This window comes from Marinobacter sp. EVN1 (assembly GCF_000475375.1).
In the GTDB taxonomy this organism is placed as follows: Bacteria; Pseudomonadota; Gammaproteobacteria; order Pseudomonadales; family Oleiphilaceae; genus Marinobacter; species Marinobacter nauticus.
In genome coordinates this window covers 1-26321 of the sequence record NZ_AXCB01000007.1, presented here as the reverse complement: position 1 = coordinate 26321, position 26321 = coordinate 1, and the positions used below count along the sequence as shown (strand labels likewise).

Annotated in this window: 24 protein-coding genes; 6 read left to right on the top strand and 18 right to left on the bottom strand. The window is 56.9% G+C overall.

Features of this window, described 5'->3' with window-relative positions; all coding sequences use genetic code 11:
* The first annotated feature begins 31 nt into the window (after positions 1-31).
* Complete coding sequence (locus Q674_RS23605) at positions 32-268, top strand: hypothetical protein (RefSeq protein WP_011785702.1); 237 nt, start codon at positions 32-34, stop codon at positions 266-268.
* Positions 269-337: 69 nt separating this feature from the next.
* On the opposite strand, the gene Q674_RS23600 is transcribed toward Q674_RS23605, so the two are convergent.
* The 5 genes from Q674_RS23600 to cysM all read right to left on the bottom strand — a co-directional run bounded on the left by Q674_RS23600 (position 338) and on the right by cysM (position 6252).
* Entirely contained in the window at positions 338-682 is a 345-nt protein-coding gene (locus Q674_RS23600) for a hypothetical protein (protein ID WP_011785703.1), read from the bottom strand.
* Positions 683-830: 148 nt separating this feature from the next.
* A complete protein-coding gene (gene mazG / locus Q674_RS23595) occupies positions 831-1670 on the bottom strand; it encodes a nucleoside triphosphate pyrophosphohydrolase (RefSeq protein ID WP_023007929.1) in 840 nt (279 codons plus the stop codon).
* Entirely contained in the window at positions 1667-3904 is a 2238-nt protein-coding gene (gene relA / locus Q674_RS23590; RefSeq protein WP_023007928.1) for a GTP diphosphokinase, read from the bottom strand. Before relA ends, mazG begins: the two co-directional genes overlap by 4 nt.
* Positions 3905-3982: 78 nt before the next feature.
* Positions 3983-5332 carry a 23S rRNA (uracil(1939)-C(5))-methyltransferase RlmD gene (gene rlmD, locus Q674_RS23585; protein ID WP_014420778.1) on the bottom strand — a complete coding sequence of 450 codons (1350 nt, stop codon included), beginning with the start codon at positions 5330-5332 and terminating at the stop codon, positions 3983-3985.
* A gap of 26 nt (positions 5333-5358) precedes the next feature.
* Positions 5359-6252, bottom strand: coding sequence for a cysteine synthase CysM (cysM, locus tag Q674_RS23580; protein WP_011785707.1), 894 nt, complete (start codon positions 6250-6252; stop codon positions 5359-5361).
* A gap of 219 nt (positions 6253-6471) precedes the next feature.
* On the opposite strand from cysM, the gene Q674_RS23575 reads away from it, so the two are divergent.
* Complete coding sequence (locus Q674_RS23575; RefSeq protein WP_031209676.1) at positions 6472-9342, top strand: ATP-binding protein; 2871 nt, start codon at positions 6472-6474, stop codon at positions 9340-9342.
* A 7-nt stretch (positions 9343-9349) separates the two neighbouring features.
* On the opposite strand, the gene pdxJ is transcribed toward Q674_RS23575, so the two are convergent.
* The 9 genes from pdxJ to Q674_RS23530 form a co-directional block, all read right to left on the bottom strand.
* On the bottom strand, positions 9350-10084 hold the full coding sequence (gene pdxJ, locus Q674_RS23570; RefSeq protein WP_014420775.1) for a pyridoxine 5'-phosphate synthase: 735 nt from the start codon (positions 10082-10084) through the stop codon (positions 9350-9352).
* On the bottom strand, positions 10081-10821 hold the full coding sequence (gene recO, locus Q674_RS23565; protein WP_023007926.1) for a DNA repair protein RecO: 741 nt from the start codon (positions 10819-10821) through the stop codon (positions 10081-10083). The genes pdxJ and recO overlap by 4 nt, the downstream gene beginning before the upstream one ends.
* Before the next feature lie 7 nt (positions 10822-10828).
* Positions 10829-11746, bottom strand: a complete 918-nt coding sequence (gene era / locus Q674_RS23560; protein WP_011785711.1) for a GTPase Era — start codon at positions 11744-11746, stop codon at positions 10829-10831.
* Positions 11746-12435 carry a ribonuclease III gene (rnc, locus tag Q674_RS23555; protein ID WP_011785712.1) on the bottom strand — a complete coding sequence of 230 codons (690 nt, stop codon included), beginning with the start codon at positions 12433-12435 and terminating at the stop codon, positions 11746-11748. Before rnc ends, era begins: the two co-directional genes overlap by 1 nt.
* Positions 12432-12818 carry a DUF4845 domain-containing protein gene (locus Q674_RS23550; RefSeq protein WP_023007925.1) on the bottom strand — a complete coding sequence of 129 codons (387 nt, stop codon included), beginning with the start codon at positions 12816-12818 and terminating at the stop codon, positions 12432-12434. Before Q674_RS23550 ends, rnc begins: the two co-directional genes overlap by 4 nt.
* A 26-nt stretch (positions 12819-12844) precedes the next feature.
* The gene (gene lepB / locus Q674_RS23545) at positions 12845-13636 is read right to left on the bottom strand and encodes a signal peptidase I (RefSeq protein ID WP_023007924.1); all 792 of its coding nucleotides are present in this window, start codon (positions 13634-13636) and stop codon (positions 12845-12847) included.
* Between the two features lie 12 nt (positions 13637-13648).
* Positions 13649-15451, bottom strand: a complete 1803-nt coding sequence (gene lepA, locus Q674_RS23540) for a translation elongation factor 4 (RefSeq protein WP_011785715.1) — start codon at positions 15449-15451, stop codon at positions 13649-13651.
* A 104-nt stretch (positions 15452-15555) separates the two neighbouring features.
* Positions 15556-18282: an EAL domain-containing protein gene (locus tag Q674_RS23535; protein ID WP_023007923.1), complete on the bottom strand. Its 2727-nt coding sequence runs from the start codon at positions 18280-18282 to the stop codon at positions 15556-15558.
* 225 nt (positions 18283-18507) lie between these two features.
* Positions 18508-19416: a LysR substrate-binding domain-containing protein gene (locus tag Q674_RS23530; RefSeq protein ID WP_023007922.1), complete on the bottom strand. Its 909-nt coding sequence runs from the start codon at positions 19414-19416 to the stop codon at positions 18508-18510.
* Between the two features lie 150 nt (positions 19417-19566).
* Between Q674_RS23530 and Q674_RS23525 the strand changes: the two genes are divergently transcribed.
* Together Q674_RS23525 and fghA are read left to right on the top strand one after the other, a co-directional pair.
* A complete protein-coding gene (locus Q674_RS23525) occupies positions 19567-20694 on the top strand; it encodes an S-(hydroxymethyl)glutathione dehydrogenase/class III alcohol dehydrogenase (RefSeq protein WP_152526049.1) in 1128 nt (375 codons plus the stop codon).
* 51 nt (positions 20695-20745) lie between these two features.
* Positions 20746-21597, top strand: coding sequence for an S-formylglutathione hydrolase (gene fghA, locus Q674_RS23520; RefSeq protein ID WP_023007920.1), 852 nt, complete (start codon positions 20746-20748; stop codon positions 21595-21597).
* Positions 21598-21651: 54 nt separating this feature from the next.
* Here fghA and Q674_RS23515 read toward each other — a convergent pair whose 3' ends face one another.
* Both Q674_RS23515 and Q674_RS23510 read right to left on the bottom strand, forming a co-directional pair.
* Positions 21652-22194: a cysteine hydrolase family protein gene (locus tag Q674_RS23515; RefSeq protein ID WP_023007919.1), complete on the bottom strand. Its 543-nt coding sequence runs from the start codon at positions 22192-22194 to the stop codon at positions 21652-21654.
* Positions 22195-22237: 43 nt separating this feature from the next.
* On the bottom strand, positions 22238-23116 hold the full coding sequence (locus tag Q674_RS23510; protein ID WP_023007918.1) for an MBL fold metallo-hydrolase: 879 nt from the start codon (positions 23114-23116) through the stop codon (positions 22238-22240).
* 145 nt (positions 23117-23261) lie between these two features.
* On the opposite strand from Q674_RS23510, the gene Q674_RS23505 reads away from it, so the two are divergent.
* Positions 23262-24215, top strand: a complete 954-nt coding sequence (locus tag Q674_RS23505) for a GlxA family transcriptional regulator (protein WP_023007917.1) — start codon at positions 23262-23264, stop codon at positions 24213-24215.
* A 222-nt stretch (positions 24216-24437) separates the two neighbouring features.
* Here Q674_RS23505 and Q674_RS40775 read toward each other — a convergent pair whose 3' ends face one another.
* Positions 24438-24665, bottom strand: coding sequence for a tyrosine-type recombinase/integrase (locus tag Q674_RS40775; protein ID WP_081698907.1), 228 nt, complete (start codon positions 24663-24665; stop codon positions 24438-24440).
* 92 nt (positions 24666-24757) lie between these two features.
* Complete coding sequence (locus Q674_RS23500; protein ID WP_023007916.1) at positions 24758-25216, bottom strand: hypothetical protein; 459 nt, start codon at positions 25214-25216, stop codon at positions 24758-24760.
* A 93-nt stretch (positions 25217-25309) separates the two neighbouring features.
* Between Q674_RS23500 and Q674_RS23495 the strand changes: the two genes are divergently transcribed.
* Positions 25310-25753, top strand: coding sequence for a MarR family winged helix-turn-helix transcriptional regulator (locus Q674_RS23495; protein ID WP_023007915.1), 444 nt, complete (start codon positions 25310-25312; stop codon positions 25751-25753).
* Positions 25754-26321: the final 568 nt, after the last annotated feature.

Sequence of the window (26321 nt, the reverse complement as noted above, 5' to 3'; positions counted from 1 at the left end):
GACGATTCAACCACTTCGCTCAGGAGCTGACATGAAAGTGACCGAACTGCCCCAGCATTGGGAAAAGGAAAAACAGGCCCAGGAGCGCAGCCATGAATACAACCTGCGCCTGCCTCTGGAAGATGCCGCACGGATTGCGGCCCTGGCGGAACTCTACCCGGACCGGAGCGAAAGTGAGATCCTGAACGACATGATTGCCGCCGCTCTGGACGACCTGATCAGCCAGGGCCCGCTGAAAGATCGATTGGCAGAACAGAAGAAGTCGTAATACAAACAACAACGCCGGGCTAAGCCCGGCGTTGTTGTTACAAAATATGGCAATGGGTGTTGGCAACCGTCAGGCAACCGACTCCAACTGGCGGGCCTTGAGGCGCTTGATGTGTTTCTGGCTCAGGGCAACGAATTGCGGTGTCAGGCCTTTGTCCTCATAGATTTCAAAGCCATCCTCGTCGTAAGCCACAACCTTCTCACCCTGAACGTAGGGGAAACTGGTTTCCAGCTCGTCGAGAGCCGCGGAGATCAGATCCCGCATCAGATCCTGAGTGGACTTCATCGGATACAGTGCCGCAAGCTTCTGCAAACGGTCATGATGCTGGTCAGCCAAAGACAGATAGGCGGCATCCCGGGTCAGTCTTCCACGGCCGTGTTTATCCCAGTGCTTGACCAGATCTTTGATCTTCATGGTGCCTTCACTCCTGCATCTTGTTTGATGGCACAACGCACTTTTTCAGTGCGACTGTTCCCGGAAGTGTAGACGAAGAATGACAGGCCGGTGACGGAAAATTGGTAACGGATTGTACCTATCGGTGACGGTTTCCAGTTCCGCTTCCCTACTCCTTTTCCACCCCTTTCACGCTCTGCCACACGGCATCCAGCGCTTCCAGGGTTTCTTCATCCAGATTACGACCTTCTTTTTCCAGCACCCGCTCAATGGCACGGAACCGGGCATCAAACTTGTGATTGGTTCGCTTCAGGGCCTGCTCGGGATTTACTTTCAGGAAACGTGCCAGATTTACACAAACAAACAGCAGGTCACCCAGCTCGTCCTCAACCGCATCCAGATCTCCGGTACCGGCCTCGGCCATTTGCCAGGCTTCCTTAAGCTCGTCGATCTCTTCGTGAAGTTTGTCGAACACCGGGCCGATATCCGGCCAGTCGAAGCCATGCCGGGCCGCACGCCGTTGCAGTTTTTCCGCCCGGGCCATGGCCGGCAGAGTGCGGGCAATACCGTCCAGACGGCTGGCCGGAGTATCCGCCACCGGCTTCTCAGCACGCTCCTCGGCCTTGATGCGCTCCCAGCTTTCCTTGATCCAGGCTTCGTCGGGTCGATTATCCGGATCGATACGACTCTCCAGCGTGCCCCCCGGAAACACGTGGGGATGGCGCCGAACCAGCTTGCGAACCAAATGGTCAACAATGCCATCAAACTCAAAGTGGCCGGCTTCTTCTCCCATGCGGGCATAGAAGATGACCTGGAAAAGAAGATCTCCCAGTTCGTCTTTCAGATGTGGGAAATCCTCCTGCTCGATGGCGTCAGCGACTTCGTAAGCTTCTTCAATCGTGTGAGGCACGATGCTGGCAAAGGTCTGTTTGGTGTCCCAGGGGCAACCGGTGTCCGGATCCCGGAGCCGGGCCATCAGGTGTTTCAGATCTTCGATGCTGTAACTCATCCGCGTTTCCGCCTTACGTCGATGATGTTCGGCAGGTTCCGAATCTGGGCCAGCAGCCGCGCCAACTGCTCCAGACTGGAGATTTCCACCGTCACCCGCATAGTGGCCGTGTTTTCGTCTTTGTTGGTCACGGTGTTGAGAGACAACACATCACTGCGGGACGAAGACAGCACCTGGGTGATGTCTCGCAGCAGACCGGATCGATCATAGGCCTCGATTTCGATATCCACTGGATAGACCGCCGCCGGCTGCCCGCCCCAGTTCACTTCAATGATGCGGTTCGGTTCAAATTCCCGCAGGTTCAGGAACATGAGGCAGTCCTGGCGATGCACGGTCACGCCGCGGCCCACGGTGATATAGCCTCCGATCGGGTCGCCGGGCAGCGGTTTGCAGCACTTGGCCACCTGGGTTTTCAGCTTGCCAACACCAAGTATCTGGATATCGGATTCAGTGTCGTAGGGCTTTTTCCGGTTCGGGGTCAGCTTAAGATCCAGCTGTTCGGACCGGGGCTCCAACAGTTGCTGAGCCACATTGGCCACATGAGTAGGCCGCAGATCTCCCGCCCCGATGGCGGCAAACATATCATCAATGCTGTGGTAGTTGACCTTGGCCGCCAGTTGTTCCAGCTCCACATCAAACAGCGACAGGCGCTTGAACTCGTCTTCCAGAATAGCGCGGCCGTCAATGACATTGCGGTCACGGTTCTGCTGTTTGAACCAGTGTGTAACCTTCGCCCGGGCCCTGGACGTCTGAATATAGCCCAGGCTCGGGTTGAGCCAGTCCCTGCTGGGAGCCGGATTGTTGGAAGTCAGAATAAATACCTGATCCCCGGTCTTGAGCGGGTAAGTCAGCGGAACGATGCGGCTGTTCACCCTGGCACCCCGGCAGGCATGACCAATTTCGGTATGCACCCGGTAGGCAAAATCCACCGGCGTGGCGCCCTGGGGCAGGTCTACCACATGGCCTTCCGGCGTAAACACATACACCCGGTCTGAGGCCACGTCTGATTTCAGATGATCCGCCAGTCCGGAAATGTCGCCCAGCTCCTCCTGCCACTCCAGAACCTGGCGCAACCAGTTGATCTTGGCGTCGTAGCCGGTGGATTTGTTCCTGGTATCGGTGCCCTTGTACAGCCAGTGGGCACATACGCCCAGTTCCGCTTCTTCATGCATGGCATGGGTGCGAATCTGCACCTCCATGACCTTGCCTTCCGGGCCGATCACCGCCGTGTGAAGCGACTGATAACCGTTCTCCTTGGGGTTGGCAATGTAGTCATCGAACTCGTTGGGAATGTGGCGCCACAGGGTGTGAACAATCCCCAGCGCGCCATAGCAATCACGTACTTCCGGCACCAGAATGCGCACGGCACGGACATCGTATACCTGGGAAAAATCAATTCCCTTACGACGCATCTTCCGCCAGATACTGTAGATGTGCTTGGCCCGCCCGCTGAGCTCGGCCTTGATACCGGAAGCCTTGAGCTCGGTTTGCAGGGTATCAATCACCCGGCGGATGTAGCTTTCACGGTCTAGCCGTTTCTCATCCAGCAACTTGGCGATTTTCTTGTACGCGGAGCCATGCAAGTAGCGGAACGAGAGATCTTCCAGCTCCCATTTGATGTGGCCGATACCGAGCCTGTGCGCCAACGGAGCATAGATGTCGAAGACTTCCCGGGCCACGCGCATGCGTTTTTCTTCCGGCGCATCTTTCACTGCGCGGATAGCGCAGGTGCGCTCTGCCAGTTTGATGAGCGCCACCCGAACGTCATCAATCATGGTGACCAGCATCTTGCGGACATTGTCCAACTGGCCTTCGCTCTGCCCCAGGACATTGCCCTTGAGCGGATGATGGATGGACGAAATCGCAGCCATCTGCTGCACGCCGTTAATCAGCCCCGCCACTTCATCGCCGAATTCCTTGCGAACCTCTTCAAGCGGCACCCGTTCTTCACGCACCGCCCGATAGAGCACGGCGGCAACCAGGCTGGCCTGATCAAGATGCAGCTCTGCCAAAACCTGCGCCATTTCCAGACCGGTCCGGAAACTGCTGGCTCCGGGCGCCCACAAACGGTCTTCCCGGAACGCCTGAACGGCAATCTGGGCGGCTTTCTCACAAGCCCGCCGAAGCTGATCCGGATCCTCGAGATGAGTCTGTTCAGCGATGTGCTGCACGCAGCGGTCTATATCGACCTCGCCATCACCGCTGATCGAATAGTCTTCCCGAACTTTTACCATGGCAGAGCTTTACCCATTTGTTTTTCGGTTATTCTCACGGCCATCCTGGCCGTTCCGTTGCATACCCCCTAAACCCGGTCAGTCTGCGCTACGCTCAAACAACGCAATGGACTCAACGTGGGTGGTATGGGGGAACATATCCATCACACCGGCCTGTACCAGCCGATAACCGTTGCGCACCATCACCCCGGCATCCCGCGCCAGGGTAGCGGGGTTGCAGGACACGTAAACAATGCGGTTGGCACCGAAAGCAGTCAGATACTTACAGATCTCCTCCGCGCCCGAACGGGGTGGATCGATCAGAATCTTGTCAAAACCCTCTTTTGCCCAGGATTGCCCGGTGAAATCCCCGTGCAGATCTGCCCCGTGGAATTCCACATTGGAGAGATCGTTCAGGCGGGCGTTTTCACGGCCGCGAACCACCATGGCATCGTCGCCTTCCACACCCACAACCTGCCCGCCCTTGCGGGCCAGTGGCAGCGTAAAGTTGCCCAGGCCGCAGAACAGATCCAGTACCCGCTCTCCGGGCTGGACGTCCAGCCACTCGACCGCACGGTGTACCATATTGCGGTTGATGCCGGCGTTCACCTGGGTAAAGTCCATGGGATGGAAGGCCATGGTGAGGTCAAACTCATCCATACGATAGGTCAGGCGTTCATCGTCCCGCCCGCCCGATTCCGGCCAGATCCGGTGCACGGTGTCCGGGCCCTTGGGCTGCAGATAGATATGCAAGTCATGGGCCTGACCAAAGGCGATCAGCTTTTCCCGGTCGTCCGGCACCAGGTCATCCATGTTCCGGAACACCATGGCAGCCGTATCATCGCCACAGGCCACTTCTACCTGGGCAATCCGGTCAAATGCCGCCATGCCATGTAGCAACTCCCGAAGAGGCTCGATTCGCTCACCGATCCGGGGATCCAGTACCACGCAGCGGTCAATATCGGTCAGAAAGCTATTGCGCTTCTCCCGGAAACCAACCAGCACCGACTCCCGGGCCTTCACATAACGTACGCCCAGCCGCGCCTTGCGACGATAGCCGAGGCTATCCGGAGAACGCATCGGAGCCACCCACTGCTCCGGTTCAATGCCCCCAAAGTGGGCAAAATGCTCGCGCAGGGTATTTTCCTTGAACCGTATCTGGGCATCGGCGCTCATGTGCTGAAGACTGCAACCACCGCAAAGATCGGCAAACTCACAGGGTGGCTGCTGGCGGTCAGGGGCTGCTTCCAGCACTTCGGTTGTGCGCAGCTCATCAAACCGGCTGCGGGTGCTGACCATTTTGGCCATCACGGTTTCGCCCGGCAGGGCTCCGTCAACAAACTGGGTTTTGCCATCAGCGCGGGCAATGCCCCGGCCATCGTGGCTCAGGGTCTCGATTTCACAACGCACGGGCTCCTTGGGCAGAACCTTGCGGCGACGCTTACTCATATAGAATTCTCTTGATTGGGGGCCACTCAGGCGCCGGGAAACACACCGGTGGAGAGGTAACGGTCTCCGCGGTCACAGATAATGGCCACGATCACGGCGTTTTCAACCTCACGGGACAATTTCAGGGCCGCTGCAATGGCACCGCCGGAGGACACACCACAGAAAATGCCCTCTCGCTCGGCCAGTGCCCGCATGGTGTCCTCGGCTTCCTGCTGGCCAATATCCAGAACCTGGTCGACCCGGCTGGCATCGTAGATTTTCGGCAGGTAAGCCTCCGGCCAGCGGCGAATACCCGGAATCGAAGCCCCATCCTCTGGCTGCAGGCCGATAATACGGATATCGGGATTGCGCTCTTTCAGGTAACGGGACACGCCCATGATGGTACCGGTGGTGCCCATGGAGCTGACAAAGTGCGTAACCCGCCCGGCGGTCTGCTCCCAGATTTCCGGGCCCGTGGTGTGATAGTGGGCCGAAGGGTTATCGGCATTGCTGAACTGGTCCAGAACCTTGCCCTTACCTTCGGCCTCCATTCGAATGGCCAGATCCCGGGCGCCTTCCATGCCCTGCTCACGGGAAACGTTCACCACCTGGGCGCCGTATGCACGCATGGAGGCGCGTCGTTCCTCACTCAGGTTATCAGGCATGATCAGCACCATTCGATAGCCCTTGATGGCCGCGGCCATGGCCAGCGCGATACCGGTATTGCCGGAGGTGGCTTCAATCAGGGTGTCCCCGGGCTTGATCTCTCCCCGGCGTTCAGCCTCCTGGATCATGCTCAAAGCCGGCCGGTCTTTCACCGAACCTGCCGGGTTGTTCCCCTCCAGTTTTGCCAGGATGACGTTACTGGTGTCTCCCGGCAGACGCTGCAGACGCACCAGGGGTGTATGGCCGACATAATCTTCAATGGTGGGGAAAATCATATTGATACCCTGTGATACACTTTCGGATTCGAATCATACGCGTTATGGCCGCCTTGTCCCAATACAGCTTGTCGCTATATCCATGACCTGCGGCTATAACTGTCTGTTTCCGGGATAACGGCCACGGTTATATCATTGCCGTTCAGCTATGCTGACATGGAAGTATCCACCAGCAGGCGCTCCCTGCCGGCGGACAAGGTAATTTTACAGGAACTCGGTATGCGACGTTGGGGCATTCGCAAGAAAGTACTGGTGGTAACTCTGGTTCCCACCCTGCTCACCACGCTGTTGTTAGGGCTATTCTTTACCTACAGCTGGGTGAACAACATTGAGAACCTGCTGAAGGATCGCGGTGAGTCCCTGTCCCGACAGCTTGCCGCAGGCTCTGAATACGGCCTGTTCACGGCCAATCGCAGCCTGCTGAGCAGCCTCTCCAACGCCCTTCTTGAAGAACAGGATGTTCGCTCCATCACCTTCTATGGCAGCGATGGCCAGCGCATGCTTCATACTGGCCCAGGCAGCGCTGAAACCGTGGCGATGGCACCGCTGGAACCCAACCAGCCGATCCGGTTGACCCACGATAGCAGCACTCGTTTTGTCACGCCGGTTCACCTTCAGGATCTGATGATCGAGACCATGCTGGACCCGGACGCCCGCCAGTCTGCGGCGGAACGCCAGGCCCCGCTGGGCTGGGTTGCCGTAGAGATGTCCCACGTGCGCACGGAAAAGGAAACCTACAAGGCGCTGCTGATCTCGCTGCTGCTGGTGATCGGTGGTGTCCTGCTCAGTCTTGCCATCGCGCTGCGGCTGAGCCGTGCCTTCACCGACCCGGTATTCCAGCTCAACGAAGCCGTAGCCAAACTCAAGGAAGGCAAGCTCGACACCCGGGTTTACACCAGTGCCGGCCCGGAGTTCGAACAGCTGGAGTCGGGGCTCAATGATATGGCCTCGGAATTGAGTAAGGCCCAGGCCGAAATGCAACAGAACATTGACCAGGCCACCGAAGACCTGCGGGAGACCCTGGAGACCATTGAAATCCAGAATATCGAACTGGACTTTGCCCGCAAGGAAGCACTGGAAGCGAGCCGGATCAAATCCGAGTTCCTGGCCAACATGTCCCATGAAATCCGGACGCCGCTGAACGGCATCATCGGCTTCACCGAGCTGTTGCTGAAAAGCCCACTGCCCCGCCAGCAGCGCGACCACCTGAACACCATCCGCAAATCCTCGGAAATCCTGCTGACCATCATTAACGACATTTTGGATTTCTCCAAGATCGAAGCCGGCAAACTGATACTGGACCGCGTGCCGTTCCAGCTCCGGGATATCGTTGAGGAAGTGATGGTCATGCTGGCACCGGCTGCCCACGCTAAAAACCTGGACCTGGTGCCACTGGTCTACAACGATGTACCGGACAACATCATGGGGGATCCGCTGCGAGTCAAGCAGGTGATCACCAACCTGGTGAACAATGCCATCAAGTTCACCCAGACCGGCGAAGTGGTATTACGGGCGAGTCTGGAAGACGAAGATACCGAGCATAACCGGGTCACACTGCGCCTGAGCATCACCGATTCCGGCGTTGGTCTGTCACGTGCCCAGCAGCAGTCACTGTTTAACGCCTTCAGCCAGGCCGATGCCTCCACTGCCCGCCAGTATGGCGGTACCGGTCTGGGGCTGGCGATTTCCAAACGGCTGGTGGAAGAAATGGGCGGCAAGATCGGCCTGGAAAGTGAGCTGGGCAAAGGTTCCACGTTCTGGTTTACCCTGACGCCGGAACTGTCCTCAACCGGCGACAGCTCCAGCCCCAAAGAGGCGCTCCGGGGCGAAAAGATCATCTATCTCGAACACCAGAAGACCACCGGGCTGGCGGTGGAGCACCTGTTAAGGGACTGGGGCGTGGCCGTTGAACGGGTTGCCTCACCCGGAGCGCTGCAGGAACAGATAGAAGAGGCGCAACGGAGGCAGGAAGGCTACGCCGGCGCCATCATCGGCATTACCCGCCACCTGCTCAACTCCAGCCAGTACTGCAACCTGGTGCGTTCCCTGGAAGTGGAACGCGACTGCCGCACCCTGTTGCTGACGCCCACTCTGGAAACCCACGACACGCCGCTGTCAGGCCTGGCCAGCGGCCACCTGACCAAACCGGTCTGCCGGGACGCCCTCTACGATGAACTGCTGCTGCTGATCCATGGCATTCAGTCGGGCAACCGAAGCGCGCCGGAAGCCGCGCTACCATTGAGGCAGAACAGCGGCTCAGGCACGCCCCGCATTCTGGCGGTGGACGATAACGAAGCCAACCTGAAACTGGTAATGACCTTGCTCAATGACTGCCGCCTGGAAGCCGAAGGCGCCTCCAGCGGATTCGAGGCATTGACCAAGGTGCGTCAGAAGGCGTTTGACCTGGTGTTCATGGACCTGCAGATGCCGGGGATGGACGGCGTGGAAACCACGGCCCGCATCCGTGATCTGGACAGCGGCTCACACCACACCCCCATTATTGCCCTGACCGCCCACGCTCTGGCGGACGAACAGGAACGGCTGGCGCAACAAGGCTTCGACGGCTATATGCCCAAGCCGATCAGCAGCAGCCAACTGGTGGAACTGATTCGCGAATACACCGGCTACGACTGCACCAATAGCGCCGACCGCTTCCGGATTTCCGAAGTACGGGATACCCGCCGGACACTGCGGCCGTCAAATCGCCGGATGCAGCAGGACTGCGTCAGTGTAGAGGAGAGCATTCAACTGGCGGCGGGCAAGGCCGATCTGGCGGAGGAGCTGTTCAGTATGTTGCTGGAGCAGTTACACACCGATATCGACCGGATTCAGGCGCTTTGGCAGACCGGTGGCAACGAGCCCCTGCTTGAGTGCGTGCATAAGCTTCACGGGGCCACCCGCTACTGCGGCGTTCCCGAACTCCGCACAGCCGCCAACCGGTTCGAGACCGCCCTGAAGTGCGAGGCTCCGGATCGAGAGCTGTTAAAAGATCAACTGATTTCGGCCATGGAGCGGCTGCAGATCTGGAGTGAGCAGACCGACTGGCAGCAACTGTTCCGGGAACAGCAGCGCCAGCCGGAAACCACCTGACTGTTGATCAGGCCCTGGCCCGGTCAAGAATCGCCTTCATGTCCCGGACCGCATCTTTCAGGCCGGTAAAGACGGCACGGGCGATGATCGCATGGCCGATGTTCAGTTCATTGATACCCGGGATAGCGGCCACCCGCTCTGTGTTGTGGTAATGCAGACCATGGCCGGCATTCACAATCAGCCCCTTCTTGCGGGCATAGGCCACGGCATCGGCAAGCACTTTGAATGAGGCTTCCACCGCTTCGGGTTCCCCGGCCTCGGCATATTCACCGGTATGCAACTCAACCACCGGCGCACCGCAGCGCACCGCCGCGTCGATCTGTACCGGGTCCGGATCGATAAACAACGAAACCTCGGCGCCGATTTTTGCCAGACGATCACAGGCCTTGGCCACGCGCTCTTCCTGGCCATCCACATCCAGTCCACCTTCGGTGGTGAGCTCCTCGCGTTTTTCCGGCACCAGGCAGACACATTCCGGGCGCACCTGCTCGGCGAACGCCAGCATGGCGTCGGTCACCGCCATTTCCAGATTCATTTTGGTCTGCAGTACTTCCCGCAACAGCAGCACATCCCGGTCCTGGATATGCCGGCGATCCTCACGGGGGTGAATGGTGATGCCATCAGCACCTGCTTCTTCCGCCACCAACGCCGCCTGCACGGGGTCCGGGTAACGGGTGCCCCGGGCCTGACGCAAGGTGGCCACATGATCAATATTCACTCCAAGCAGGACTCGGGTATTCATGATTCTCTCCCAGATGACGGATTCGAATGACTGAACAGGGAACGGCTGTGCAGCGGCCGGCCCTGCAAAAGGTAATCCACCAGCACCCGCATGACGCGCTTGGCGGTTTTACGGGGTGCTTCACTCATGAAATCGCCGGCCGCCAGTGCCAGCAATGCCTCACCCGGCAATTGGCGCAATGGCAACTCCGGCGCGAGATTGGAAACGATGCCCTGGCCCGGATCGTAGCCATAGAGCTCGCCTGCCTGTACAGGCATACCTGTATCCGTGGTTTCGTCCCAGGCAAAATCGTAGCCCAGCGAGGCGGCAAATGCGCGCTCAAAATGCCTCAGCAACGGCTCCACATCATCCTGTGAAGACAGATCCGCCAGGGCCTGCAGCGTTTCAATGTAGCTGGCAAACAACGCGGGGGAGGGATCGGCCACCGGTAACACCCGCTGAACCAGTTCATTAATGTAGAAACCACTGTACAACGCGCGGGGTTGGCTGACCGCTGGCGCACTGCGCACTTCCAGCTGCACCAGGGTTTTCAGCTCACTTTTGCCGGTCCAGTCCACTAATAACGGCTGGAATGGCTGAAGCTGGGCCTTGAGCGGGCTCTTAGTGCTGTTGGCGCCTCGGGCAACCACACTCATGCGGCCGTGATTCAGAGTAAACAGATCCACCAGCAAGGCGGTTTCGCGCCAGGGTCGCCGATGGACCACATAAGCGGGCTCTTGCTGCACCGCGCCCTTCATGGCGGCCTCAGAAATCGCTCATGCCCAGGCTTTTCAGAGCCCTGTCGCTGTCAGCCCAGCCTCGCTTGACCTTGACCCAGAGCCGGAGCATCACCTTGGATCCGAACATCCGCTCCATATCAACCCGGGCTTCCTGACCGATACTACGCAGGCGCTCACCCTTATCGCCAATGATGATTTTCTTCTGGCCTTCCCGTTCGACCAGAATCAGTGCCGAAACATGCAGGGTATTGCCCTGGTGCTTGAACTCTTCAATCTCCACTGCCACGGAATACGGCAGTTCAGCGCCCAGTTGACGAGTGATTTTCTCCCTGACCATTTCGGCCGCCATAAAGCGTTCACTGCGGTCTGTGATCTGATCATCGGGGTAGAAGTGGACACTTTCGGGCAGGAAGCGGCCAACAGCCGATTCCAGCGGCTCCAGATTGGTCTCTTTCAGTGCCGAAAGAGGAATGATCTCGGCAAAGTCCCGCTTTTTGGACAGAGCCTCCAGATGGGGCAACAACAGCTCCCGCTTCTCCAGCTTGTCGACTTTGTTGACCGCCAGGATAACCGGGCACTTCACCCGCTTGAGCTTCTCCAGCACCATCTCATCGGCGCTGGTCCACGCCAGCTGATCCACCACGAAGACCACCACATCCACGTCGATAAGGGCGGACGCGGCCGCCTTGTTCATATAGCGGTTCAGGGCACGGGGCTCATCCTCATGCATGCCCGGTGTATCGACATAAATGGCCTGTACCGGGCCCTCTGTCTTGATACCGAGCACCTGATGCCTGGTGGTCTGTGGCTTCCGTGAGGTGATGCTCAGCTTCTGGCCAAGAATGTGATTGAGCAGTGTAGACTTGCCCACATTCGGCCGGCCGACAATGGCGACGAAACCACAGCGGCTTTCCGGGTTTTCCGGGCGGGTAATATCAGTCATCAGGAATTCTCCACACCCAGTTGCTTGAGTGCATTTCGGGCGGCCTGCTGTTCAGCAACACGTCGACTACTGCCAGTGCCGGTGGTTTTACGGTCCAGCGAGGGCAAGGCGCAGGAGACATGAAAAGTCTGGTTGTGGGCCTCGCCGTCAACGGAAATCACTTCATAGCGCGGCAACGGAAATTGCCTGGACTGCAGGTACTCCTGCAACCGGGTTTTCGGATCTTTCTGGGTGTCCTGAATATCCAGGTTTGCCAAGCGCTGTTCAAACCAGCGTAACACCTGAGCCCGACAGGTATGAAAGTCGCTGTCCAGATAAATGGCCCCGATAATGGATTCCACGGCATCGGCGAGAATGGACTCACGGCGGAAGCCACCACTTTTCAGCTCTCCCGAACCGAGCCTCAGATACTGGCCCAACTGAAATTCACGACCGATCTCCGCGAGGGTAACCCCCTTGACCATACGGGCCCGAAGCCGGCTCAACTGCCCTTCCCGGGCCTTCTCGAAATGAAGATACAGATACTCGGCGATCACCATGTTCACGATAGAATCGCCCAGAAATTCAAGACGTTCGTTATTCTGGTTGCCAAAACTGCGATGGGTCAGCGCCAGCAGAAGCCGCTCCGGTTCCTTGAACTGGTAGCCAATGCGGCGCTGAAGTTGGTCTAGGTCTGGTTGTGAACTCACTGGCCCTGAAACTCATACTCGTGCTGGAAGTGCACAACGGTGTCCACGTTCCGGAAGATGTTATTGCGAACCTCGTAATCCACCTTGATTACGACCAGTTCGCCATTTTTTTCAACGGAGATGTTCTTTGGATCAAAACCGTCAACGTTATTCACACTCAGGCGCTTGTTAATCAGGCTGCGCACCTGTGCCGGACCCATCTGTGACAGGCCGTCGGTACCATCCAGGCTTTCCAGAGCTTCCTGGATGGTAAAGTCATCCAGGTAGGCCGGCCCGATCTTGATCGCCAGAGTCAGCAGGCCACCAAAGAACAGAGCCATGATCATCATCGTCAAAGCGCCGCCCTGCTGCGTGTTCAGGCCTGCGGGATAGTGTCTTCTCATCGTCTTATACTCCGGAACCATCAGAATTATTGGATGCCACCCACCCGATCAAAAGATGGCAGACTTGTCAGTGATTTCCAGTGCATCCAGATGGCAAAGGCCTTGCCCACCACCATCTCATCCGGCACCGTGCCCCAGAAACGGCTGTCGTTACTGTTGTCGCGGTTATCGCCCATGACAAAGTAATGGCCTTCAGGAACAACCCATTCTCCCTCACCGGAACCGCTCACCCGCCCCATGGTCAGGTACAGATCATGTTCAACCTCACCCAACTGTTCCCGCCAGCGTTCCATGGGGGGCAAGCGCGCAACGAAATCCCGGGGAACCGGCTCATCATTGATGAACAGTTGCTTGTTGCGGTAACGAATATGATCGCCCGGCAGGCCGACAACCCGCTTGATGTAATTGGTGGTGCCATCCTCAGGATAGCGGAACACCATGACATCACCCCGCTCCGGATCGCCGATCTCAACAATCTTGGTACCGGCCACCGGCAGGCGCAGGCCATAGGCGTACTTGTTGACCAGGATAAAATCCCCCACTTCGAGGGTCGGCAACATGGAGCCTGAGGGGATCTGGAACGGCTCGATCAGGAACGACCGAAGCACCAGGACTACCGCCAGCACGGGGAAAAATGAGCGGCTGATATCCACCAGCCAGGGTTCCCGGTCCTCGAACTCATCGGCTGATTCGTCTACCTGGCCACCCTGCTCTGCGCCGGCAAGCCGACGCTTTCTCAGGAACGCGATGTCCGCCAGCCAGACCGCTCCGGTGACGAAGGTCAGAACCACCAGTACCAGTGGAAAATCAATGTCCATCCAGGTGCCTTTTTAGTTATCCACTTTCAATACAGCAAGAAACGCTTCCTGAGGCACCTCGACATTACCCAGCTGCTTCATGCGTTTTTTACCTTCCTTCTGCTTCTGAAGCAGTTTCTTTTTACGGCTGACGTCGCCACCGTAACACTTCGCCGTTACGTTCTTGCGCAGGGCCTTGACCGTTACCCGGGAGACCACCTGGGTACCAATGGCAGCCTGAATGGCAATATCAAACATCTGACGCGGGATCAGCTCTTTCATCTTCTCGATCAACTGGCGCCCTTTGCGGTGGGACAGATCCCGGTGCACAATCAGCGCCAGGGCGTCGACACGATCCCCGTTGATCAGCACATCCAGGCGAACCAGGTTGGCACTCTGGAAACGGACAAAGTGGTAATCCAGTGATGCAAAGCCACGGCTGGCCGATTTGATCCGATCAAAGAAGTCCATCACCACTTCCGCCATCGGCAGCTCGTAGGTGAGCTGTACCTGTGTGGACATGAAGTGCATGTTCTTCTGCACACCGCGCTTTTCTTCACACAGGGCAATGACATTACCGAGGTGCTCCTGGGGTACCAGGATGTTGGCCTCGACAATGGGCTCACGCATTTCTTCGATGGAACCAATATCCGGGAGCCTTGAGGGGTTGTCCACCGACAGAGTCTCACCCTGCTTGGTGACCACTTCGTAGATTACCGTCGGCGCCGTGGTAATCAGATCCAGGTCGTACTCTCTCTCCAGCCGCTCCTGGATGATCTCCATGTGCAGCATGCCCAGGAAACCACAGCGGAAACCGAAGCCCAGAGCATCCGAGTTCTCGGGCTCAAAGAACAGCGAGGCGTCGTTGAGGGTGAGCTTTTCCAGGGCATCCCGGAAATCGTCATAATCGTCGGCGCTGACCGGGAACAGACCGGCGTAAACCTGGGGTTTCACCTTCTTGAACCCCGGCAGCATCGGGGTTTCTTCCGCAAACTTCTGGTGCACGATGGTGTCACCCACCGGCGCACCGTGGATATCCTTGATTCCCGCAACAACAAAACCGACGTCACCGGCTTCAAGCACATCGGTGTCGGTCGGCTTGGGATTGAAGACACCAACCTTGTCGGCGTTCCAGGCTTTCTTGGTGGACTTGATAACGATCTTGTCGCCTTTACGCAGTACACCTTCGGTCACCCGAACCAGTGACACCACGCCCAGGTAGTTATCAAACCAGGAATCAATAATCAGTGCCTGCAACGGCGCGCTGCGATCACCCTTGGGGGGCGGAATCTTTTTGATCAGATCCTCGAGTACATCCTCAACACCCAGTCCGCTTTTGGCACTGCAGCGCACGGCATCGGAAGCGTCAATGCCGATAATGTCTTCAATTTCCGCCGCAACCCGCTCGGGCTCGGCCTGGGGCAGATCCATCTTGTTCAGGACCGGCACCACTTCAAGGCCTTGTTCGATAGCGGTGTAGCAGTTGGCCACCGACTGGGCTTCCACACCCTGACCGGCATCCACTACCAGCAGCGCCCCTTCACAGGCGTACAGTGAGCGGGACACCTCGTAGGAGAAATCCACGTGGCCCGGGGTATCGATGAAATTCAGTTTGTAGGTTTCCCCATCCTTTGCCTTGTAGTTGAGCGTGACGCTCTGGGCCTTGATGGTGATCCCGCGTTCCCGCTCCAGATCCATGGAGTCCAGGACCTGTTCGGCCATTTCACGGTCTGTCAGGCCACCGCAGATCTGGATAAAACGATCCGCCAGCGTGGATTTACCGTGGTCGATGTGGGCAATAATGGAAAAGTTACGGATTCGGCTCAGTTCAGTCACAGACAATGATTACTCATATAAGACGTAGGATTGAGCCCGGAGGGGCCGCTACCGGGATCCGGGAACGGCGTGATTTTACCGGTTACAGGCCGCCATTGCCATGATCAGGAAATAAGCGGCTTCTCGTACTGCCGGATCAGGAATCCGATCAGGGCATCTTCGTCCAGCGGATAGCTGAACAGATTGCCCTGGCACTGGGCGCAACCGGCGGATTTCAGGAACGTCAGCTGCTGCAGCGTTTCCACCCCTTCCGCCACCACCGTCAGGTGCAGTTTGTGAGCCAGGGCAATCACCGCCGACGCCACATCGGTGGCACTGACGTTGTAGGGAATGTCGCGAATGAAGCGATGATCAATCTTGATCACATCCAGCGGCAACTGCTGCAGCGCCACCAGTGAGCAGGAGCCGGTACCGAAATCATCCAGAATCAGGCACACGCCCAGATCGTTCAGGGACACCAGCAATTCCCGCAGCATTCTCGGGTCTTCATTGAGCAACTCCGCCGGCATTTCCAGCTCCAGCCGCTCGGGAGAGACTCCCGTCTCGGTAATCACCCGCCGGATCATGTCCAGGAAGCCGGAGTCCGTCAGCTGCCGCACCGAGAAGTTCACCGCCATCTTCAGCGACTCGAACCCGGCCCGCTCAAGTGCCTGGACCTGGATACAGGCTTGCCGCAGCGCCAGCTCGCCCAGGCGGATAATCAACCCGGTTTCCTCCGCCAAGGTGATGAACTGCTGGGCCGAGACCAGGCCTTTTTCCGGATGATGCCAGCGCAGGAAAGCCTCCACACCGATCACCCGCTGAGTGGCCAGATCCACTTTTGGCTGGTAGTGCAGCACGAACCGGTCGCCATCGAGTGCCGTGGCCAGCTCTTCCTGTTGTAGCAGACGGCGAGCGGCCTGGATGTTCATGGCCGGCGTGAAGAACTGATAGGTATTGCGCCCCAGTTCCTTGGCGCGGTACATAGCCAGGTCGGCATATTTCATCAGCGCGCCTGCATCCTCACTGTCGTGAGGGATCATGGTGATCCCGATACTGACGGTCACACCTACCTCATGGTCGTTCAATCGAATACGCTGGCACAGGCGCCGCAAAATGTTTTCCGCCACTTTGCCGGCGGATTCAGAGCCGCTGATCCGGGACAACAACACCACAAATTCGTCGCCACCGAGCCGGGCCACGGAATCTTCCTCACGGACACAGCCTTCCAGCCATTGCGCGACCTGACGCAGAAGTTCGTCACCGGCATCGTGCCCCAGGGTATCGTTGATCCGCTTGAAACCGTCCAGATCAAGGAACATCAGGGCTGCCGCCTCGCCACTTCGGCGACTGCGACGAACCACGTGATTCAACCGATCCCGGAACAGCTGCCGGTTGGCGAGCCCGGTCAGTGGATCGTAGAACGCCAGCCGGTGCAGTTCGGACTGAGCCGCCTTGAGCTGGGTAAGATCGCGAAGGCTCAGAACCACACCGTTGACGCCAGGCACCGAGAGCATCGCGGTGAAGGTGCCTTCCATATCACGCCATTGGCCATCGGCATCGCGCACCCGGGCACGCACCACTGGCATCTGTTTGCCCGGGGAGGCCATGGACTCTTCAAAGCCTCTTTGCAGGTGCGACCAGTCATCCATATGCACCAGCTTCTCGAATTCCAGTGTTTCCACCTTGTCCGGATCGAATCCCAGGATGTCACGACTGGAAGGGCTGGCATAGAGCGGGCGCCCTCGACGATCCATGACCAGGGTAACGTTGGCTGCACCCTCGGTAATGGCGCGATAACGGCCGGCACTAACCTGGGCAATCAGCCGGGAGCGAATCAGGGCCAGAACAAAAAGCCAGAGCAGCAAACTGATGGCCAGGCCAGAGCCGAGAACAATAGGAGGCCGTGGATCGGCGGCGAGATAATCAAAGGCTGGTGTAGAACGGGTCTGCAGCAACCATTCCCGGCCACCGTGTCTGATGGTCTGGCTCATTTCAAAGCTGAATTCGTTGTCCAGCGAACCGAGATTGGAGCCATACATCAGCGTATCTCGTGCCACCACCCCGCTGTCGTAAATGCGCACATCCAGAAATGGCGATATCAGGCCAACAATACCGTCGATCAGGTTGTTCATCCGGAAGGCACTGAACACGTACCCGGCCAGCATCATGCGGCGCTCGGCCCGTATCTCCGGAATCTCGCCGCCCTGGAACACCGGGTAGTACATCAGAAAACCGGCCTGATCCTCGGCGACAGACTCCTGCACCAGCACAACCTTGCCGGTGACCGTCGGGATAGCGTCATCCCGGGCCTGCTCCATGGCGGTGCGGTGGATGGGGTCACTGAAAGCGTCATAACCCAGCGCCTTGCGATTACGCTCGGTGCCCGGCTCCAGATAAACCATGGGATAGTAGTAGGGCCCGGTACCCAGCGGCTTGACCAGATAATTGTAGAGCCCCTCCGCCCGAACCGAGGCAATGTGATCGGCCATTTCGCGGACACCAATACGCTCAACGTAGCCAATACCCTCAATACCGGGGTAATAACGATTGATATCGACGTTGTCGACGTACTCTTTCCACTGATCGCGTGTGACTTTACCGGTGACAGCAAACAGTCCGGCACTGCCGGCAAGAACCTGTTCGTAATTGAGCAGGCGTTCTTCAATCGCGGTTTTAAGCTGCAGGGACTGAGTGCGGAATCGGGCCTCGGTGCGATCTTCAACCAGCCGGATGGAGACCTGCCAAAGCAATACCGTCGCAACCACAGACACCAGGAATACCACCCAGGCGATCCAGGAATTGCGCAGCTTCAGCAACTGACGGAGGGGAAGATCCTTTTTGGTCATCATCGTGTTCGGCCCATTCCATGACCCGGTTTATTGTCGAATCCGGCGAGTATAACAAAAGTGTTCTTGAACCCACAGTTTGGCCGGCCGTTGGCGCTGAGGTGTGGCCGACAGCTTGGTCGGTGCTCCTGACACCCTTTGGAATTCAGGCTGGCTTGCGGAGGTACAGACGGGAACTACGGTCGCAAAGCGCCGTTCTTTGAATACACAATTCCATCGGTTCATTGCTTAATAATCCGCGTTTGCTGCGTCCGGCGGAGAACCGCCAGGTTTCAGGGATTCCGAAAGAAAATCCAGCAGCAGCCTTATCTTCGGCGACAGATGACGGTTATGGGGATACACCGCCCAGATTCCGTCATCGTCTTCCTGATAACGGGTCAGCACCGGAATCAACAGCCTGGAATCCAGTGCGCGCTGAACGTAGTAATCCGGAAGCTGAACAATGCCAATCCCCTTGAGGGCGGCATCAAGCAGGGCCCTGCCACTGTCGCAACGGATGTTCCCCGTTACCCGCACGTTGCGCGGCTGGCCCAATTCCTGGAAGCGCCAGTAATCCAGGTTTCCCAGCAGGCAGTTGTGGTTCGCCAGTTCGGACAACGAGTGAGGCGTGCCGTGCGTGGCGAGATAATCCGGCGAGGCACACACGTATAGGGTTCGGGATGCGAGACGCCGGGCCATCAAGGTCGAATCCTGCAGCTTTCCCATGCGCACGGCAAGATCGTACCCCTCAGCGACCAGGTCCAGTGTCTGGTTAGTAAGCTTCATGTCCACGTCGAGTTCGGGGTATCGCAAAACGAAGTCATTGACCAGCGGCGCAATGGATTTCTCTCCATAGGTCACCGGGGCAGTCAGCCTTAGTCTTCCTCGCGGGACCAGCTGCATGTTGGTAATAGAGCGTTCCGCCTGCTCCAGGGCGTCTAGTACCTGCCGGCAGTGCTGGTAAAAGATCTGTCCGGCCTCGGTTACCGACACCCGGCGTGTGGTGCGGTAGAACAACCGGGTGGCTAAGCGGGCCTCCAAGGCACTGACCTGACGACTGACCTGTGCCGTCGACACGTCCAGTCGCTTCGCGGCACGCGTGAAACTCTCGGTTTCGGCAACCGCCACAAACTCGTTTACCCCTTCCCAGCGATACATGGTTTTCCCTTTTTGCTTTGCACCACCCGATTATTGCACACACGTAAAGTTGATTTGATAAAAACAGCGATTATCAATCAAAGGGCCATAAATACAATATGGCCTTCGTTTGGGCGTCCCGCCCTTCCTGAATGACCAATGGAGAACGTTATGGCTGAGACGATCAAATCAAAAGCAGCAATTGCCTGGGGCCCGGGTCAGCCACTGTCGGTTGAAGAGGTGGACGTGATGCCCCCGAAAACGGGGGAAGTACGGGTAAAAGTGATCGCAACCGGTGTATGCCACACCGATGCATTCACCCTCTCGGGTGAGGATCCCGAGGGCAACTTTCCAGCCATCCTTGGCCATGAAGGCGGCGGCATTGTAGAGGCGATTGGTGAAGGCGTTACCAGTGTTGCCGTCGGCGATCACGTTATTCCCCTGTATACCCCCGAATGTGGCGAGTGCAAATTCTGCCTGTCCGGCAAAACCAACCTGTGCGGGAAAATCCGCGAAACCCAGGGCAAGGGGCTGATGCCCGACGGCACCAGCCGTTTTTACAAGGACGGCCAGCCCATTCATCATTACATGGGTTGCTCGACCTTCTCCGAGTACACCGTTCTGCCGGAGATTTCGCTGGCGAAGGTCAACAAGGAAGCCCCGCTGGAAGAGGTGTGCCTGCTGGGTTGCGGCGTAACCACCGGCATGGGCGCCGTCATGAATACCGCCAGGGTGGAAGAAGGCGCTACGGTGGCCATTTTCGGTCTCGGCGGCATCGGCCTGTCTGCGATTATTGGCGCGACCATGGCCAAGGCGAGCCGAATCATTGGCATCGATATCAATGACAGCAAATTCGACCTGGCACGACAGCTTGGCGCAACCGACTGCATCAATCCCAAAGACTATGACAAGCCGATTCAGGAAGTGATCGTTGAACTGACTGACGGTGGCGTGGACTATTCCTTCGAATGCATAGGCAACGTCGATGTCATGCGGTCCGCACTGGAATGTTGCCACAAGGGCTGGGGCGAGTCGGTCATTATTGGCGTTGCCGGGGCAGGCCAGGAAATTTCCACCCGCCCGTTCCAGCTCGTTACCGGTCGCGTCTGGAGAGGATCCGCCTTCGGTGGGGTCAAAGGCCGTTCCGAGCTACCCGGCATTGTTGAACGCTACCTGCAAGGGGAGTTCAAGCTGAATGATTTCATCACCCACACCATGGGCCTCGATGACATCAACGAAGCCTTTGAGTTGATGCACGAAGGCAAGAGCATTCGCAGCGTTATCCATTTCGACAAGTGATGGTGAGGGCGGCCCGCCACTTCGGCGGGCCGCCCCGCAACGGAGTGTCCAATGACCCTTGAAAACCTGAGCAGTAACAAAAGTTTTGGTGGCTGGCACAAACAGTACAGCCATCCGTCTGAAAGCCTTGGCTGCGCTATGCGCTTCGCCATCTACCTGCCACCGCAGGTTGCCAACGGACAGAAAGTGCCGGTGCTTTACTGGCTTTCCGGCCTCACCTGCACAGACGAAAACTTCATGCAGAAAGCCGGCGCCCATCGCGCGGCTGCAGAACTGGGCATGGCCATCGTGGCACCGGATACCAGCCCCCGGGGCGATCACGTTGTCGACGATGAAAGCTACGATCTTGGCCAGGGAGCGGGCTTCTATGTGAACGCGACCGAAAGCCCATGGCATCCCCACTACCGCATGTACGACTATGTTCTGAATGAGCTGCCTGCACTGATCGAATCTGTTTTCCCGGTAACGAATCAACGCTCGATTGCGGGCCATTCAATGGGTGGTCATGGCGCCCTGGTTCTGGCTCTGCGCAACCCGGCGCGGTACCAGTCCGTGTCGGCCTTCAGCCCGATCAGCAACCCGGTAAACTGCCCATGGGGCAAAAAGGCCTTTACTGCCTACCTGGGCAAAGACAGCTCGCGTTGGGCCGAATACGACGCCAGCCTGCTGATGCGGGATGCAACACAGTTCGTACCGGCACTGGTCGACCAGGGGGACGCGGACAACTTTCTGACTGATCAACTTCGGCCAGAGGCGCTTGAGGCCGCAGCCAGCACCAGCAATTACCCGCTGGAGCTCAATTTCCGGGAGGGCTACGACCACAGCTACTTCTTTATCTCGAGCTTTATCGAGCAGCATCTGCGATTTCATGGCCGACATTTGGGGTGTGGCTCAAATCATTGATATCGAGACAGACTGGACGCCGGTTTTTCAGTATAGATACGAAGAGCAGTATCCTCACAGGTATTCCCCAGTCGACAGTACACTCGCATAGGCAAACCCAAGCGCCGCCATAGCCGTGGCATGAACTTGTGCCGCAGGCACCTTCCCGCCGTTGAACTCCAGATCCATTGTGGCGCAGGCATCTTCCAACACAGTGACCTTGTAACCAAAGTCCGAGGCCGCACGACTGGTGGCTTCGATGCACATATGGCTCATGGCACCAATCACCACAACCTCCTCGATGTTGTTAGAATCGAGCAACTCTTTCAGATTGGTCTTCAGGAATGAGTTGGGGTAGTTCTTGAGAATAACCGGCTCATCACCTTCCGGTGCCACGGATTCGTGGATGTTGATGCCGTCTGAGCCCGGCGTGAACACAGGCGCATTCGGGTCCGGAAACTCGTGGTGAACATGCACCAGCAGGTCTTTGTTCTGACGCGCTGCGTCAATCACCTTTGCTGCGTTGGCGGCTGCCTGTTCAATGTTCACCAGCGGCAGTTTGCCGGAAGCAAAGTACTCATTCTGAATATCCACAACAATAACGGCTCGCTTACGCATTAGACGGCTCCTCATTGGGTCATATGTTTCAGGTGTGTTTGGGTCAGAAAGAAAGAATCTCACCATCGGCCGGGATCAGAACCTGCTCTTCAATTCCCTCGTTTTGCACGAATTCGGCCAATTCCTCACGGCTCAGAGTCATATGGTTCACCGCGTCCATGTGCACGGCGACGATGGCCGCGTCCGGCAAAGCCCGGTGCACCCGCCGGGTATCTTCTGTGCCCATGATGATCGGGTCGCCCTCAAAACCTGTTAGTTCCGCCGCCCCGGCATTCAGCACAACCACATTCGGCTGGAAGCGCTCCAGTGTTTGCACAACTTCATCGCGCCACACGGTATCGCCTACCACATAAGTGGTTTTCTGCCCCTCTGCCTCAAAAACCACGCCCATGATTTCCCCAAGCACCTTTGCCAGCTCTGGAATGGCATAAAGGGTATTGGAGCCATGTTGTCCGGCGGTTTTATGGATGGTCACACCGCCAAATTCGGCTTCACCATTCAGAATGCGCACATCCTTGAAGCCTTGTGAGCGGATCATCTCAGCATCCGCCGCATTCTGCACAAACAGGGGAATACTCTTCGGCAACAGCTTCTGGGCGGCATCATCCCAGTGGTCCAGGTGGGTATGGGTCACGATCACCGCATCGGTACCCTCAATCACATCCTCAGCGGCCATGGGCAAGCCCACCAAAGGATTGCGCAGCTCACTACGGTACGTGTTCGGAAAGCCCGGGTAAGCCCCCTGGTCGGCCAGCATGGGGTCGATCAGAAAGGTGGTCTCTCCGTATGTAACTTTGATGGTGGCATTACGAATTTGCTGTATCTGGTGGCTGGATTCCCGGGAATCCGATTCGGCGAATGCAACGCCAGCAAAAACAGCCGAAGCCAGCATCAGGGCGCCAGAAAAGGTTTTGATCAACATGGTGCTTATCCTCCAACAAGGTGTTCGTTGATGGAATAAAGTCTACGGAGATCTGATCACCACCAATATTGACCTGAAAGACAATGATCGAAAGAATCGGGCCACGCAGGTATTATCAGGTTAAATAAACCGCAGGAGTGACACCGTGGCGCTACCGAAAGTCGGGCTTGTTCTTCACCCGCAATTCAGCCCTTTCCATTTCTCCGTACCCTACATGGTGTTCAGCATTGCCCTGCCCGAAGGCCCCTTGTTCGAGTTGCTGATAATCACGCCGGACGGGAAGCCCCTGGCATCCGAGCGGGCCATGACCGTGCAGCCGGACGGAGGCCTGGATCTATTGGATGCGGTTGATATTGCTGTAGTACCCGGTTGGCACGATCTAACTGAAGCGCCACCTCCCGAACTGTCGGAAGCCCTCATCCGTTGCCATAAGCACGGTGCCCATGTGGTGGGCCTTTGTTACGGCACCTATGCACTGGCCTATGCGGGTTTGCTGGATAACAAACGGGCCTCAACCCACTGGTTAGCAGAGCAGGACTTTCTCAAGCGGTTTCCGCAGGTGAACCTGGATACCAACGCCCTCTATGTGGAGGATGACCGGCTGGTTACCTCCGCTGGTACAGCTGCTGGGCTGGATTGCTGCCTGTTTCTGGTGCGGGAGTATTACGGTGCCAAGACCGCCAATACCCTTGCCCGCCTTATGGTGGTCCCACCACACCGGGAAGGTGGACAGGCTCAGTTCATAGAACAGCCAGTCGCGATGTCCACCCAGGACGCGCACATCAATCGGTTATTGGATTACCTGCGGGAACATCTGGCCGAAAGCCACACCCTCGATGACCTGGCCGCCCGCACCGCCATGAGTCGGCGCACCTTCACCCGCCACTTTCAGAAGGCAACGGGCATGACGGTGATGGAGTGGTTGGTGAGTGAACGATTACGGCGCGGGCGGGAACTGCTGGAATCCACATCGCTTTCTGTGGAGGTCATCTCGGAAAGAATTGGCTTTCACACAGCAACATCCTTCCGGCAGCATTTCAAGCAACGTCACCACGTAAGCCCCCGAGACTGGCGCAGGACCTTCGGAGACGTGGCCTGACATTCCAGGCCACCAGTTCGGTCGCGTTGCACTGAGGAGGCGCCACGAGTGCTCACTTTTGTTTAGACATCAGAGGATGTCTGAGAAAACCAGATATATGGTTATCGACTGACTCAGAGAGCGGCTTCGATTCCCAGTGGTTCGAATTGAAGGGCCACTTTACAGCAATCAGATCTCAATACTCTCAGCTATCTCCATAGCATCCTCCACCTCGACACCAAGCTATCGCACGGTACTGGACATATTTGTGTGCCCCAATAGCAACTGGACTGCTCGAAGATTTTTGGTCTTCTTGTAGATTAGTGTTGCCTTGCTGCGTCTCATTGAGTGGGTGGCATAGACGGAAAGATCAAGTCCAATACTGGTTATCCACTTCTTGACGATACGGGCATGTTGATGAGCAGTGATGTGATCATAATTCCCCATCCGGCTTGGCCATAAATAATCCATACCTGATAGTCCGCGAAATTTGATCCACGCTGACCTCCGCCCATTAAGTTGAGGCCAAGCGTAACCGTCTGACAGCAAGAGTTGACGAGCTCTTACCTGCTGCGTGCCGTCAATTGCCCAAATCTTCCGGTCAACTTTAAACCATCTCTCAGGTTCAACCCCATCAACACTAAATTGACTGCCCCCACAAGCAGTTCAATTCCTTGCACTGTATAAAAACGCGCATCAAAAGCGCCTACTGATGCCCATCTATCAAGAAATACAGCGCACGGTATTAATATCAAAATTCCGTTCATGCCAATGACAGGCATTCTTGTCTTCTTTTGTGAAACCAGCTTTCCACTTCTGGTTTTGGCCAAGGTGAAACCACTACCACCAGCTAGTGCAATGGAAGGCACCAGAATGAACAGACCTGGCCATACAATAAGGCTTTTCACAGTTGCGATGGACCCTGGCGAGCCGAAGAGCTCGACCAAAACTGTTACCGAGAAAAAGATGGCTATGCACAGAGTTGCTATTGACGCAGAAAGACGATGAAGGGTGAGCATCATGGTTTCCCCCAGGAAGGCTAGTTGGTAACATGTTGTCATTCTGTATACGACAACCCATGTTGTCAACACGTTGTCAACTTAGAAGGGCGCCAGATGACCGATTCTCAGAAAGGCCGAGTGTTTACCGATATTGTCCTTGAGGTGTTTAAGCTCGGAGGACTCCTTGTAAGCGAAGGTGATCAGATGGGATCAGAATATGGGATTACGAGCGCTCGCTGGAAAATCTTGGGGGCTCTTTCTCTCGCCGGTGAGCCACAAACCGTGCCGCAAATAGCACGGAGAATGGGACTGACAAGACAAGCGGTACAAAGACTCGTGGATGCTATGCATGACGATGAGTTACTGCTGTTTAACGAAAATCCGGACCACAAACGTGCGAAGCTGGTAAGTCTTTCTGAATTTGGAGCAATTGCATATTCGAAATTGGGCGAAAAGCAATCTGGTTGGGCAGTGAAATGCTCAGCGGACATCACACAGGCAGAGCTCGAAACGACGCTATCTGTTCTTAAACGAATCTCTGTCTCTATCGACAAGTAACGCCTAACGCATGCGCGATGGACTTGCTTCGGAAGGTGAGGTGGCTCAAAAAGAGGTTTTCTGCCCGCCTGTGTGACAAGCTGACGGTCGCAAAGCGGCGCGTCCTACGCGTCCGTCTTCCGTGACTTGTTTAACGTTCCATTTTTCCACTTCCCTATCAACCCGTATCCAGCAAGCAAAACACCCAAAACCAAAATAATCCCTACAAAAGCAAAGAATCGATCATCGCCATTAGCTTGGCTTACTATTGGGTCGCCTCCGCGAATCGAAAGCTCCCCTGACAGCAGAGCAAATCCGGCTATGAAGATAAGTACCGCTCCTCCAGAGAGGCTCTTGCTGTATTCGCCAAGGCGTTTGTCTTTTCGCTGTGCTTCTATGAACTCGTCTCTCTACTTTCCCTCATAGTTTTGGGCTTCAATAAATACCTCTTCATGCTCGGCTTTCGTGACCCGAGAGATCCAAAAGGGAGCCGCAAGGAAAACTCCAATAAATCCAAGTGGGATGAGCAGTATTAACAGAAATTCCACGAATACTTCCTTGTGACGTTTAACGCCAGAGCGCACCGGCG

What these genes read in the sequence shown, in the direction of transcription:
- Q674_RS23605 (WP_011785702.1), top strand. Translation starts at nt 32, where the DNA reads ATGAAAGTGACCGAACTGCCCCAGCATTGGGAAAAGGAAAAACAGGCC.
- Q674_RS23600 (WP_011785703.1), bottom strand. Translation starts at nt 682, where the DNA reads ATGAAGATCAAAGATCTGGTCAAGCACTGGGATAAACACGGCCGTGGA.
- mazG (WP_023007929.1), bottom strand. Translation starts at nt 1,670, where the DNA reads ATGAGTTACAGCATCGAAGATCTGAAACACCTGATGGCCCGGCTCCGG.
- relA (WP_023007928.1), bottom strand. Translation starts at nt 3,904, where the DNA reads ATGGTAAAAGTTCGGGAAGACTATTCGATCAGCGGTGATGGCGAGGTC.
- rlmD (WP_014420778.1), bottom strand. Translation starts at nt 5,332, where the DNA reads ATGAGTAAGCGTCGCCGCAAGGTTCTGCCCAAGGAGCCCGTGCGTTGT.
- cysM (WP_011785707.1), bottom strand. Translation starts at nt 6,252, where the DNA reads ATGATTTTCCCCACCATTGAAGATTATGTCGGCCATACACCCCTGGTG.
- Q674_RS23575 (WP_031209676.1), top strand. Translation starts at nt 6,472, where the DNA reads ATGCGACGTTGGGGCATTCGCAAGAAAGTACTGGTGGTAACTCTGGTT.
- pdxJ (WP_014420775.1), bottom strand. Translation starts at nt 10,084, where the DNA reads ATGAATACCCGAGTCCTGCTTGGAGTGAATATTGATCATGTGGCCACC.
- recO (WP_023007926.1), bottom strand. Translation starts at nt 10,821, where the DNA reads ATGAAGGGCGCGGTGCAGCAAGAGCCCGCTTATGTGGTCCATCGGCGA.
- era (WP_011785711.1), bottom strand. Translation starts at nt 11,746, where the DNA reads ATGACTGATATTACCCGCCCGGAAAACCCGGAAAGCCGCTGTGGTTTC.
- Q674_RS23550 (WP_023007925.1), bottom strand. Translation starts at nt 12,818, where the DNA reads ATGAGAAGACACTATCCCGCAGGCCTGAACACGCAGCAGGGCGGCGCT.
- lepB (WP_023007924.1), bottom strand. Translation starts at nt 13,636, where the DNA reads ATGGACATTGATTTTCCACTGGTACTGGTGGTTCTGACCTTCGTCACC.
- Q674_RS23535 (WP_023007923.1), bottom strand. Translation starts at nt 18,282, where the DNA reads ATGATGACCAAAAAGGATCTTCCCCTCCGTCAGTTGCTGAAGCTGCGC.
- Q674_RS23530 (WP_023007922.1), bottom strand. Translation starts at nt 19,416, where the DNA reads ATGTATCGCTGGGAAGGGGTAAACGAGTTTGTGGCGGTTGCCGAAACC.
- Q674_RS23525 (WP_152526049.1), top strand. Translation starts at nt 19,567, where the DNA reads ATGGCTGAGACGATCAAATCAAAAGCAGCAATTGCCTGGGGCCCGGGT.
- fghA (WP_023007920.1), top strand. Translation starts at nt 20,746, where the DNA reads ATGACCCTTGAAAACCTGAGCAGTAACAAAAGTTTTGGTGGCTGGCAC.
- Q674_RS23515 (WP_023007919.1), bottom strand. Translation starts at nt 22,194, where the DNA reads ATGCGTAAGCGAGCCGTTATTGTTGTGGATATTCAGAATGAGTACTTT.
- Q674_RS23510 (WP_023007918.1), bottom strand. Translation starts at nt 23,116, where the DNA reads ATGTTGATCAAAACCTTTTCTGGCGCCCTGATGCTGGCTTCGGCTGTT.
- Q674_RS40775 (WP_081698907.1), bottom strand. Translation starts at nt 24,665, where the DNA reads ATGGATTATTTATGGCCAAGCCGGATGGGGAATTATGATCACATCACT.
- Q674_RS23500 (WP_023007916.1), bottom strand. Translation starts at nt 25,216, where the DNA reads ATGATGCTCACCCTTCATCGTCTTTCTGCGTCAATAGCAACTCTGTGC.
- Q674_RS23495 (WP_023007915.1), top strand. Translation starts at nt 25,310, where the DNA reads ATGACCGATTCTCAGAAAGGCCGAGTGTTTACCGATATTGTCCTTGAG.